Below are 10,979 nucleotides of genomic sequence, written 5' to 3' on the forward strand. Positions count from 1 at the left end.
AAGGTCAGCGATGTCCCGCAAGACTGCAGCCGGACAAGGCGCGGTACAGGCCCGGTGGCGCCGGCTCACGAACATCCTAGTGGACCTATGAGCACCCTCACCCATTCAGTCCTCTACTCTCGCTTGTTCAGCGCAGCATCGGGCTTGGTCTCGCCCGCGATGATCTGGACGACACGAGGGGGACCTGAACTGTGGCGCGCGCGGACGTAGAACGGCTCTCGACGACCCAGTCGTCGGTGCGCGTAGCGATCGGCGTCGGCGCGGTGGTCGCGACCGTGCTGGGCATGATCGGGTTCGTCCGTTTCCTGCCGACGCAGCCGGACTATGCCGCGTCGGGCTGGACGGACGTCGCCTACTACACGCTGCAGCTGTTCGTCCTCGACGCGTCGCCCCTGCAGAAGGCGGCGCCCCTGCCGGTCGTGCTCGATGTCGCCCGGTTCCTCGCCCCGGCGACGACGGCTCTGGCTCTCGGCGCTTCGGTCCTGGCCGTCTACAACTCGACCTACCAGATGGTCCGGGCTAGGCGGCTCCACCACCACACGGTGGTCTGCGGCGACGGCGCCCCGGCCCTGCGCGTCGCGCAGGGGGCACTCGAGGAGCACCGGTCTTGCGTGATCATCAGCGCCTCGTCGGCGAGCAGCGAGCCCGCTCCGGACGGCCACGAGGAGGCGGTGCTACGTATCGGTGGGGATCCCCGCGACGGGGCCGTCCTGCGCGAGGCGCGAATCGACCGCGCGGCGGAGATCGTGATTGTCACCGGGGACAACGGTCGGAACACCGACATCGCCGCGAGCGTGCGGACGGCGCTGCGCGACGTCGCGACGCCGCCGCCCTGCTTCCTGGAGATGGGCTCGCCCGAGCTGGCGATCGCCCTCGCGGCCCACGAGATCAACTCCGGGTCCTTGGTCCGGACCGAATTCTTCGATCCCGTCGCCCGGGCGGCCCGGCTCCTGTTCGACGCCCACCTCTCGGCGACGGGAACCGGTTCCGTCGTGCTCGTCGGATCCGGGGGCCAGCACGAGGCCCTCGCCAGAGAGCTCGAACGGCGGTCGGCGAGAGTCGATCCTGCGGTGCGGTGGGCGCGACTCGACCCCGCGGAGCTCCAGGCCTACGAGGCGCCCGCGGACCTGGCCCTCGCCGTGGTGTCGGCCCCCGACGACGCGGGCGCCATCCGGCTCGGTCTGCGCATTCTACGGCGGATGCACGCCTCGGCCGTCGACGTCGTGGTCGCGACCGGCTCAAGCACCGCCCTCGGTACCGAGGTCGCGGGCGACCACACGCCGATCTCCCGTATCGACCGGGCCCGGATGCTCCTCTTCAACGTCGCCGACCACGTCTACGCGCTGCCTTCGCTGCGCGACGGCATCTACCTCGACATCGCGCGGACGGCCCACGAGGCCTACGTCCGCCAGGCCCGCGCCCGCGGGGAGACCGAGAACAGCAACCCCTCGACGCTGCCATGGCCGAAGCTCCCGGAGGACCTGAAGACGGCGAACATCCGCCAAGCGCACTCGATCGGCGAGAAGCTCCGCGGGGCCGGGCTGGCCGTCGTGCCTTCCGACGGCTCCGAGAACACCTTCGCATTCGAGGGCGCGGAGCTCGATCGGCTCGCAAAGGAAGAGCACGAGCGCTGGCGCGTTGAGCGAACGGAGGCCGGCTGGACCCACGGACCGCGTGACGACGCGGCGAAGACCCATCCCGACCTGGTGCCCTGGCCGAAACTTACCCGGGAGTCCCAGCAGAAGGACGTCGACGCCGTCGCCGCCATCCCCGACCAGCTCCGCGGGATCGGACTGCAGATCCTCCGCGTCGGCGGGTGAGGCCATGAGCACGGCGTGGGCGCGGTTGTGGCGCTTCCTCGGCGTGCGCGGAGTGTTCCTCCTCGTCTTCCTCACCGGCGGCACAGCTGCTCTCCTCGTGCTGAATTCCGACACGACGGACCTAGTCGAACTGCTGACCCGGCAGCCGATCGTGACGGTGGCCTACGTCATGACGGTCGGCGCTATTGTCACGGCGGCGGTCGCCTACAGCCGACCGGCTCGCAGCCGCTCCCAGAATGAGGTTCTTCCCGGGTTGAAGCGCGACGGGTTCTGCACACTGCTGCGCTCCTTCGGCGACGACGGGCGATTGCTCGTCCCGCACGAACAGGAGAAGCAGGGCGCGATGACGATCCTGGCGAGCTTCACCGACCCGAATCTCACGTTCGAGCAGGTCCTCGGTGGGCTGTCCGCCGGACACGAGCTCGCCTGCGTCGGCATCGTCGACCAGCGCTCGGCCCTCGTTCCACCCGGGGTCACGTTCATGCGTGCTCGCGACGAGGAGTGGCAGGACGTCGCTCATCGCCTAGTGACCGACGCCCGCGCGATCGTCTTGCTGTTCGCCTCCCGCGGGACCATCCGGGCCGGATTCCGCTGGGAGATCGAGACCATCGCCGCAACGGGCATGGCCCATCGCGCGATCCTGGTCCTCCCGCCCCCTGACCACGATCTCGAGCTCTACGCGCGCGCCCGTGAAGATGTCTGTCAGGCGTTGTCACTACTCGACTGCGGACGACACGCTCCCGAGCACTTCGCTCGGCTCATGCCGGCCACGGCCATCGTCGTGCAACTGGTCCCGGATGCGCCGTATCCACGGTGGTGGCGAAGTGAATGGGAGCAGCCCCGCCGGTGCGGACGGTCCGGGGCGGGCCGGGTAGGCAACGTCACCTACGCGCTCGCCCTGCACGAGGCTCTCGTCGGGATCGACGACGGCGAGGCGCGCTATGACGACCTGTCGAGCATCCGAACCAAGCAGTCCCGATCGATCCGCGTGTCCGGACCCGACGCCGCGAGAGATGGTGAATTCACCGTCCTGCGGCAGGGCCTCGATCTGTACCAAGCGATGGCGCGTGCCCTCCTCGGGCCTGCGCTGTCGACGCGCCGTCGCGCCGGTAGGACCGAGTTCTGGACGATGCTCGTCCTCGGCCCCTTCCTGGGACTCATCGGCGGCGGCGCCACGTTCGGGTTCACCGGGGAGTCTGCGGTCCTCCCGCTCGTCTTCCTCGGCCTCGCGATGGTTCCCGTGGCGTGTGCGGCCGTGCGACGGCTGCACGATCTCGACCGGCCCGGCTGGTGGCTGATACTCGGAGCCGTCCCTGTTCTCGGGCTCCCGGTCCAGATACTGCTCACGTGTCGGCGGGGCTCGCCGGGCCTCAACCGGTACGGCGCCGCTCGGGAGTCGCCCGACTGGGAGGCCGCCAACACCGTCGGCGTGTCCTACGTCGTCGAGCTCGTCCTCCTCGTGCCCGTCCTGGTACTCGTGCACGCCGCGACCGGGCTCTAGTGAGCGGTCGGGCCACCTAACGAACGCGGTCCCCGGCGCCTCGGGCGGAGTCAGCGGTGCAGACGGTCGCGTCGAGCCGCTCAGGCCGCCCACGCCGCTTGGCCCTGCCATGTCACGTGCCCGAGAGGAGGACTCCGCACAAATGTGAACCAAGGCTTGAAGGAACGCGAGCACGCTTCGGGGAGGCATTACCAGGCACAGCACCGAAAGCACGGACAGTGGGCGCGGTCAGGGTGTGGACTGTTCTTGCTTGCCGATGCGGTAGCCGAGCTCGTCGAGGACACGCCGAAGGTAGTCGGCGGAGCGTACGTCGTGGTCGCCGGGCAGTCCGGCGCTCGGGTACAGGTCGGCGTCTTCGACATTCCACCACCGCACGTACCCGTCGCCCCCGCAGGTCACGACTTCTCGCTGTCCGACCCAGGAGCATCCGGTGACGGCAGCCGTGTGGCCGACGAGGACGGTCCGCTGTGCTCCCGAGCGGGTGCTCCAGATCGACGCTCGCTTGTCCTCAGAGGCGACGCAGAGCAAGTCACCGTCCGGTGACCAAGCGAGAGCGGTGATTGCCGCAGGGTGAGCCTGTAGCCGCGGTCCGGGGTGAGGCTGGATGCCGTCTGTGCAGTCGTAGATGAGGATCGTGCCGTCGCTCCTACCCACCGCGATCTCGTCGGTGACCCAGTTCCACGCGACCGCGGTCGCCCGACCGCCGACGTCGGTCCGGATCGGTTTGTCACCGTCCAGCTCGTGAACGGACAGCTGGCGGTCGTCCCCGACCGCGGCGAACCGCCGTCCGGTGGCGTCGCAGTCGGCGTCGGTGAGGAAGCTGGTGTGCCATTCAGGCTCGTCGTCCGTGCGGAGCGGGCCATCGATGGTCCACAGCCGGATAACGCGGTCTCGCGAGGCGCCGAGCAGCAGGTCGCGACCGGGGAGAGGGAAGGCAGCGACCACGCCGTCCCGGGCCCCGGTATAAGTGACCACGGGGCTGCCGCTCCGCCAAAGGACCGCCGTCTGGTCGACCGACGCGGTGATTAGATCGCCATCGCCGGTCCAAGCGAGGCTCGTGACGGGCAGAACGTGCCGGGCGGCGCGCTCGTGGCCGTCACGGCCGGGGACGACTAGGAGGACGTCACTGGTTGCGGTCTGCGGATTGTCTGCGAGCGCCACGGCCAGGGTGCACAGATCGGGGTGCCATGCGATCGCGGTGACCGGGCGACCAAATCCGAGGCAGGCCTCTGGGTCGCTGCCGACCTTCCAGATGCGCGCGGTGCCGTCATCTGCGGCGCTGAGCAGCCGATCGCCGCTCGGTGCCCAGTCGAGCGCGCAGACCCCCTGGTCGTGCTGGCTAAGCACCCCGACCGACCGGCCGGTCGCGACGTCCCACACGCGGACATCGAGGTCGGCGGACCCGGTGGCGATGCGATTGCCACTCGGGGAGAAGCTGACCGTGCGGATCTGGTCGGTGTGGCCGCCTAGATCGTGAATCACGTTGCCGGTGCAGGCGTCGAAGATGCGCCCCACGGAGTCCTGGCAGCCGGTGGCCAGCAGCTTGCCGTCCGGGCTCCACACGATAGAGCGGACCTTGTGGGGGTGCGGTATTCGCAGCCGCACCGTCGTCGGGTCGGCCAGGTCGACCACGTAGGCGTGCCGGTCCTCGCAGGCCGCGGCCAGGCTGGTGCCGTCCGGTGAGAGCGCCGCGGCCCAGACCCGGTGTCCGATGGTCACGGTGACAACTGGCTCGCGGGACCGGCGGTCGACCGGGTAGACCCGCACTTCTCCGTCCGCGCCAGCCGTGACGGCCAGGCCACCGGCAGCTGGAGTCTGCACCGTCCACAACCGGTCCGGGTGGAGGTGGTTGCGGACCTCGCTCCCGTGGGTCGCGTCCCAGATCTTCAGATTCTCGTCGGTCGCCACGGACAGTACGTGCCGCCCGTCGCTCGTCCAGGCGACGCTGCGGACCCAGCCCGCGCCTACTGGGCGGCTGGCTGCGTCGATGCCGTGACGCATCTCGAGAGCGGCACGTAGACCGTGGTCCTCCAGCTGCCATACCCGGACAGCCTGGTCGCGTCCCCCGGTGGCAAATTGGGTGCCGTCCGGGTCCCACGCCGCGCCCCACGTGCCGCCCTCGTGCGCTTCGACCACCAGATGCACTGGGTTGACCGCCATCGTCCGGTGCACCAGTTCGACCAGTGGGCCGACGTCGGGGGCGGTGCACAGTGCAGACATCAGGTCCCGCTGCAGCTCGGTCTGGCCACCGAGCAGCTCCTCGCTGACCCAAATCGGGTCGGGCTCGACGAACCGGTCCACCCGCGTGATCTCGCTGCTTAAGGCGTGCTGCAGAGACCGCCCAATGTAGTCGATTTCAGATTCACCGAGGTCGAGGGCGGTCACGCTTGCGCGCAGGCCTGCCCAGCCTTGCGTCGGCGAGCCCATCTCAAGCTCCAGGTCTGCACCCCGCCGCACAATGTCGAGAAACGCGAGCAGCTTGGAGCTTGAGAGGAGGGCATCGGCACCGCCTCGGCCCTGCTCCACGTCCTGTGCCCACTCAAGCGCCCGACGCTCGATCTCCGCGCGCGTCTGCAAGGCCTCGCGCAGCTCGTCAAGCTCATCCTTAAGTAGCGCCCACGATGTCAGCAGCGCCTCGTGCGCGACCTCGGCGGTGTTCCGCTCGGTCATCGCAACAATCCGCTTGGCGATGAAGGGTTCGAGGATGGCCCGGTCGACAGGGTCCAGATTGTCGACCAAGATGGGCCGCCGCACGGCGATCCCGTCCTGTACTGACATGAACCGGCGCAGCAGCCGCAACACCCGCGTCTGCGCGGTTTTTCCATCGCCGCCGGTCGCGCCGAGCACCTCAGTCGCGCGGGCGACCGCGTCGGTGAACGCCAGGTCGGCCTGCGCGGTGAGCACGTCGCGAACGCTTCCTGCGGCGGCGTAATCGGCGAGGGTGATCGTGCGGCCCGGCCGATGTTCGTTCTGGACTCGGCGGAAGAGCCGGTCGAGGGCGTAGGCGAGCAGCGGAAGAGCCTTGCTATCGCGCGTTTCCACGATCATCTTCGCCACGACCTCGGGCTGGTACTCCCAGCCGACGAGGCGGGCCGGCGTGACGATAGCGGCGCTGAGCTCGTCGTCACGCAGCACGGGGACCAGGACCGACTCCCCCACCAGTCCACCGGCAGTGCCACTGTGCAGCAGGTCGGTGAGGAAGTCCGACCGCAGCGTGTAAAGCAACCACGCCTGGCGTCGGGCGATGATCGTGTCGAGCGCCCTGATGAGTCGGTTGACCTCCGTCTGGTCGCTGCGCGACAACAGCTCCTCGGCCTGATCGAGCACCAACAGCACGCGACCAGTGCGCTTTCCCACGAGTAGATTGGTCAGGACCGCATCGACATCGTCGGCGGACAGACGCGCCGCGATGCCGTCAGGGTCGTTGCACAGCGGCGAAGTCGACCCAACCAGCGCGGCGGCCTGAGCGAGAGAGGCCCCGAGCCCGGTCAGCGGGCTCTCCCCCGGGGTGAACGGGTCGCAGACGAACCAGGTGTTGACTAAAGCGCGGCCTTGGGCCATATCACGCCCTCGGCGCAAGCAGGGCATCACTCCGGCCCGCACAAGAGATGACTTGCCAGCGCCAGACGGCCCGAGTATCGGCACGACACCCCCGGTCAGCGTCGAGCCGTCCAAGCGGTCGACAATTTGGGTTACCAAGGTGTCTCGGCCGTGGAAGAACTGCTCGTCCTCGGCGTCGAATGCACGTAGACCCGGATAGGGCGATTCGGTCGGCTGCGCACGCTCGGAAGGCTCGAACCCGGCTTCGGCGAGGGCCTCCACCAGCGCATCCAGCCGGCCACTCCGATCGCTAAGCACCAGTCGCTGCCGGTCGGCCAACAGGGGGTTTCCGGCGGTGCCGGCGACGACCAGCTCGAACGGTCGGGCCGGCATGGACCGCTCCAGCGCGACGGTGATCTCCTCGGTGCATCGCTGAGATCGAATTGACGCTGGCCCAGTTAGGACGACTAGGACGTCGCACGTGCGGGCCTCCGCCATCAGTGACGGATGCCATCGCTCGCCTAACCGGGTTCCGCGGCCGTCGAGGTCGTAGGCAAACACGTTGTGGTAACCGTGCCCCGCCAACTCGCGGACCACCGCGTCGACCGCGTCGCCGTCGTCCCGGTTGTAGCTGATGAAGACTTTAGTCATCAGCCGATGTAAGGGTCGGATGGACGGTCGAACGCGTGCTCAACGCGTAGGCGCATGGTGGGGTGCATGTGCAGCTCCATTGCGCGTCTCCGGTCGAAGAACGCCGTGACGCTCGCTTCGGCGGTGGCCCCCGGTTGCCCGCCTATAGGCCGAGCCCGCAAACAAATCGTGCACTGCTGATGCACGATGCCGTCGTCATGAGCCGTGACGTGCCGAGGGTCGGAGTAGACCCCGACAATTCCAGTCACCTCCGCCGCAATCCCGGTCTCCTCGACGAGCTCGCGGGCCGCCGCCTCTGCGAATCGCTCCCCAACCTCCATGTAGCCCCCGGGAAGCGCCCAGAACCCATTGTCGGACCGGCGTATCAGCAACAGCTCGGCAGCAGCGTTAAAGACCGCCACGTTTAGTACTGGGGTGAGATCGTTGGCGAGCGGGGCGTCGGGCGAGTCGAAGTAATCTCGCTTCGGCATGGCGAAGTTCGGACACCTTTCGTACTAAGCGGCGCTGGCTGGACCGGCCCGGGGCGGAGCACGGTAAGGAGGACGAGACTTCTGACGATGCCCCGACCATCGAGTCGGTCGGGACCGCCCGCCCCAGCCTCCGCCGCTAGAGAAGGACGAGCGACAAAGCGTGGCTGAGAAGAGTGCTTGCTCCAGCACCTGTCAGCCGCAACTTTTCCTGTGCACTCGAGGCACTCGGGCGCTACCGATCGACTCTGTTCGCCCCCGACACCCCAGCTTCCCTCAGTTCGAGAGAGGACCTCCCCAAGCTCCGGATTCAACGTAGTTCGAAGCATTCGGTAAGTGGATTGGATCCATCCCGTTCTTGCTCATGACCTGAGTGTTCGCAGCAAACACGCACCACGCGGGGTCCCGGCGAGCCCCGCGTGCACAAGCAGCAGCTTCCACCGGATGCGCCGGACTAAGCCCCGCCCAGCGACCTCGCTGGAAGTCGAGCCCTACGGTCATCTCACTGTCAATAGCACGCACGTAACCGTCGAGGTCGAGAATCAAGTAGTAGATGCTATCCGCGCGCAAGTTCTCTGGCGCCGTGGTGCCGACCGTAAGCACGCGAGTCGAGTAATCGTCGTCAAACTCGGTGTCCACGTAGCTGTTCGGCAAATTCGTTCGATTTGTACGGTCGCCATAGTTTTGCACTGCGCCGCTCACCACTACGTCAACTTCGAGCGCAGCTGGATTGTGACAGCGGAGAGAGTCGAGCTGTTGCTGCGTGAATTCAAACTGCACAGATATGCTGAGGTTGCCGCCAAGGTCCGCCACGCTTACGTGCCCGCGGCCGGGAACATACCTCTCGTCGCAATCGTCAGCCGTTGCGGTAGGTCCAGGGATGAGGAATAGGCCAACGATCATTGCCGTTGAGATAAGCGCGGCCAAAGGCCGACGAGACGCCCGAGACATCGTTCTCCTCTTAACAATCCGAATGGCCGGCGGTTGAACTTACTGACGAGTACGGTGACGCGGCTGTCGGTCATGGCGCATCGGCTGACCGTGTCGGCGCCCAGACCTCCGCGACCATGGGGACCTGATGGCGCGGATGTCCCGACCTGGTACCGCCGTCATCTTTGAAGCCCCCGCTTGCTCGTCCGGCGCTGGCCGACAGTGCGCGAGTCACTGCGTTCAACTCATCGCTCTGCGGCGGATGTATCCGCAGTATCGGACCTCTTCACGAGGCCGTTACTCCTAGTTGACACCGGCAGAGACTGACCTCGCCACTATCACCCGATTGTCGTAGTCGTGGCTGTGTCTCAAGCGCGATCGTCGCTCTCGGCCTCCTCAGCGCGCAGGGAGACTCGGCCGGGTCTCCTGCCGGTCCCGGCAAGCGGCACCGTATGAACCCGACTTCGGTCTATCACTATCCGGGCGCGGCGGGATCGGCGCCCAAGCTCTGGGAGTCGGTGCAGCGCTTCGCACGCGGCACAGTGAGCTACCCGCCAATCGCGAGGTAGCGGATCGCCTCGGCCACAGCCCCGAGCAGCACTTGGTAGTCCTGAGTCATCGGCTTTCTTTGACCATGCTTCTCCGCCCCGTCGGGCGGTCCGCCGTGCGGCCCGATCACCGTTGGTGAACCGCCGCGGGCTCGTCCCCGTTCGCCCCCTTGCCGGGCGGGGCGTCCAGGACCGTGGGCGCGGCCGGCTCCACCCAGTGGGTCGAGAACAGCAGCGGGCGCATCTCGCGCGGCAGCGGGGACTCCTGCGGCACGACCCGGTCGGCTGCCCGGTACGGCGCGGAGACGTAGCCCCGCCTTGAACCGGACCATGCTCGAGGACTCGACCTTGGGGTAGCCCGACTCCGGCACCGGCGGCAGCTTGGCGGCGTCGGGCACGCCGAGCACCGCGCGGGAGTGAGCCGCGGAGAAGGTCTTGGGCCCGATGCGGTAAGACAGGTGCGAGTCGCGCCCGCGCAGCCAGCCCTCCTCGAGGCGCTGCGAGGCCAGGAGCAGCTGCTCTTGCAGCGAGCGGCGCAGCCGCCCGATCGCCACGAGCAGCTCCCCAAAGTTCAGCTTCTGGCTCAGCATCTCGGAGAACTCGTCGACGACGACGAACAGCGTCGGCAACGGCTTGAGCGCCGCGCCACTCGCCCGCGGCCACTCGTACTCGGTGACGTCCGCGAGGCTACCGGCCGCGCGCAGGCAGCTCCCGGCGGCGCTGCATCTCCCCGGCCAGGGCGTCCTGCATGCGGTCCACGAGGCCCAGCGCGTCGGCGAGGTGGTGATCACCGCGGCGACGTGGGAGCGCATTCAGCTGACGAACGAGGAACACCGTGCACGTTTCTCGACGATCGACCACAGGCGTTGCTCGAGCTGACAGCAGGGCAACAGTCCAAGCGGCCGTCTTGGTCATCCACTTGGTCGCGTCCGAGCGAGAGTTGAGCGAGCTAGCATGCGGACGCTCTTGATCGGGGCGAGCCGGCTGCGCGCAACGGAAGCACATGTCCCGCGTTGCGGTCGGGCACTTGAGCCAGTGAAGCTGGATGTGTTGGTGCCAGAGTGTCCGTCAGCCACGCCGGCCGACCACCTCGTCTAGTTCAGTCGGGGAGCAATTGGCGATGTTCCGCCGCCGAGCCCCAGCAAACTCGGCGTCAAACTCGGACGCGGTCGCTAGCACCTTAGGCGGTCGAGCGTCAGGGGCACACGTCACCGGCCGCTTAGGTGGCCGCTTACGTCACACCACGGCCGTCGTCGACCGGTCACCGCTGATGATCGACATTCGGCAGCACGTCCGCTGACCAGCACAAACGATAATCATCGATGACCGTGCGCGGAGTGACTCTCGTCCACTGGGTTCGGGGTTCGAGTCCCTGACGGCGCACCCATCGTTGCAGGTGTCGGGCCTGCGGTGCCTGTCTCTCGATCGTCCACGGGGCGCTTACTCCCGACGATCTCGGGGAGCACCTGTCAACGACGGCTGAATCTGGACCCCTTGGCGACGGCCGAAAGTGGACCCCCCA

General features: G+C 67.8%; 5 protein-coding genes and 1 pseudogene. 2 read left to right on the forward strand and 4 right to left on the reverse strand.

Annotated features, from left to right (window positions below; genetic code table 11):
- The first annotated feature begins 236 nt into the window (after positions 1-236).
- Together ABD994_RS09965 and ABD994_RS09970 are read left to right on the forward strand one after the other, a co-directional pair.
- Positions 237-1,820, forward strand: coding sequence for a RyR domain-containing protein (locus tag ABD994_RS09965; protein WP_345413618.1), 1,584 nt, complete (start codon positions 237-239; stop codon positions 1,818-1,820).
- 4 nt (positions 1,821-1,824) lie between these two features.
- Complete coding sequence (locus ABD994_RS09970) at positions 1,825-3,321, forward strand: DUF805 domain-containing protein (protein ID WP_345413621.1); 1,497 nt, start codon at positions 1,825-1,827, stop codon at positions 3,319-3,321.
- Between the two features lie 228 nt (positions 3,322-3,549).
- Here ABD994_RS09970 and ABD994_RS09975 read toward each other — a convergent pair whose 3' ends face one another.
- The 4 genes and pseudogenes from ABD994_RS09975 to ABD994_RS09990 form a co-directional block, all read right to left on the reverse strand.
- Positions 3,550-7,512, reverse strand: a complete 3,963-nt coding sequence (locus ABD994_RS09975; protein WP_345413622.1) for an nSTAND1 domain-containing NTPase — start codon at positions 7,510-7,512, stop codon at positions 3,550-3,552.
- Positions 7,512-7,982 (reverse strand): NUDIX hydrolase, encoded by a 471-nt coding sequence (locus ABD994_RS09980; RefSeq protein ID WP_345413625.1) that lies wholly within the window; start codon positions 7,980-7,982, stop codon positions 7,512-7,514. The genes ABD994_RS09975 and ABD994_RS09980 overlap by 1 nt, the downstream gene beginning before the upstream one ends.
- A gap of 273 nt (positions 7,983-8,255) precedes the next feature.
- Positions 8,256-8,792 carry a hypothetical protein gene (locus tag ABD994_RS09985; protein WP_345413629.1) on the reverse strand — a complete coding sequence of 179 codons (537 nt, stop codon included), beginning with the start codon at positions 8,790-8,792 and terminating at the stop codon, positions 8,256-8,258.
- A gap of 873 nt (positions 8,793-9,665) precedes the next feature.
- Positions 9,666-10,260, reverse strand: a pseudogene (locus tag ABD994_RS09990) (type VII secretion protein EccC); the annotation flags it as partial.
- Between the last annotated feature and the right edge of the window lie 719 nt (positions 10,261-10,979).

It is taken from the genome of Actinomycetospora chlora, assembly GCF_039542135.1.
In the GTDB taxonomy this organism is placed as follows: domain Bacteria; phylum Actinomycetota; class Actinomycetes; order Mycobacteriales; family Pseudonocardiaceae; genus Actinomycetospora; species Actinomycetospora chlora.